This window comes from Methylophaga sp. (assembly GCF_965655755.1).
Classification (GTDB): domain Bacteria; phylum Pseudomonadota; class Gammaproteobacteria; order Nitrosococcales; family Methylophagaceae; genus Methylophaga.
In genome coordinates this window covers 39,432-40,766 of record NZ_CBFHHW010000025.1, presented here as the reverse complement: position 1 = coordinate 40,766, position 1,335 = coordinate 39,432, and the positions used below count along the sequence as shown (strand labels likewise).

The window sequence follows — 1,335 nt, the reverse complement described above, 5'->3', positions numbered from 1 at the left end:
TCTAAAGTGCCTATTGTGGATTCGGTTTATGCGATTGCAAAGTCAATGAATCTAACAGTGGTGGCCGAAGGAGTCGAGACCGAAGAACAAGTGAAGTACGTGCGTAACCTCGGCGTTGAGGAAATTCAGGGCTTTTTCTTCTTTAAACCTATGCCAGCAGAATACTGCAAAAAAGCGCTGGAGTCAGAGCATAAAGGTGAAGCATATTAAAACAGAAAACAGTCTTTTTTATTCGTCATTATCCTGAGCGCCAATCATCCATAGAAAACCTCTTTTCCGTATCAGCAAGCCTGATGCTTCTTTGCTGACGTCATAAAGCTTACGAAACAGAAAATCGACTTATCATATTGCTTAACTCTTCAGATTCATCGGCTAAGGCCTGCGTATTTGAATTGACCTGTTGCGTATTTGTGACAACATTTTCAGCATCAGTACTGATTTTGACCACATTTCTGTTAATGTCTTCGCTGACGGCGCTCTGCTCTTCAACGGCCGTCGCAATCATCGTGCTCAGCTCACTCAACTTATCAATCTTGTCTGCAATGTCGCCTACCGAGTTAATCGATTTCTCCACCTCGACTTTGCTGGAAGAGGCATTTTGTTGGCTCACTTTCACTTCACTCACTGCATTGGAAACGGCCTGATTCAATTTTTTGATGAGATTTGAAATCTCCTGCGTTGACTGCTGCGTTCTACTGGCAAGTAATCTCACCTCATCTGCAACTACGGCAAAGCCACGACCTACATCGCCAGCCCTGGCAGCTTCTATTGCGGCATTAAGTGCCAGTAGATTGGTTTGCTCAGCGATTTCACTGATGACATCAATGATAGGGTTAATTTCATTGGCATCTTTTTCAAGCTCACTGACAACGCCTACGATATTCTCAAATGAGTCTTCCAGGCTCGATAATGAGGCAATCGCATTGCTCGCCATATTGGCACTGACTTTTGTCAGGGCATCTAAGTCTGTGGAATTATTAGCCGCTTCACTTGCGTTCCGAGCAACCTCCTGAATAGACGCTGACATCTCCGTCATCGCTGTGGCAACCTGATCGGTCTGACTGGCTTGTGAATTTACCGATGTTTCAATATTTTTCTGAGATGTAAATGTTTTTTGAGCCTCTTCGTGAATCTTCTCTGAGGTGTCGGCAAGGCGCACTAAGATTGTTCTCAGTTTGGCATTCAATATTTCATTAGACAGCGTGATTTGAGCAACTTCATCATTGCTGCCTTCATAGATAAGTGCCATTAGCGGATTATTCACTCTTTCTTTTGATTTGCTCACCGCATTATTCAGCGATCTGAACACCCAGTTCTTGAGCATGAACCAAACCA

The 1,335-nt window shown here is 43.8% G+C and carries 2 protein-coding genes; one reads left to right on the top strand and one right to left on the bottom strand.

What is annotated here, in order from left to right; genetic code table 11:
• A partial coding sequence (locus ACTF5U_RS09225; protein WP_438971336.1) for an EAL domain-containing protein occupies positions 1–210 on the top strand: 210 nt, incomplete at its 5' end.
• 109 nt (positions 211–319) lie between these two features.
• Here ACTF5U_RS09225 and ACTF5U_RS09220 read toward each other — a convergent pair.
• The coding region (locus ACTF5U_RS09220) for a methyl-accepting chemotaxis protein (RefSeq protein ID WP_438971335.1) at positions 320–1,335 on the bottom strand (1,016 nt) is incomplete at its 5' end.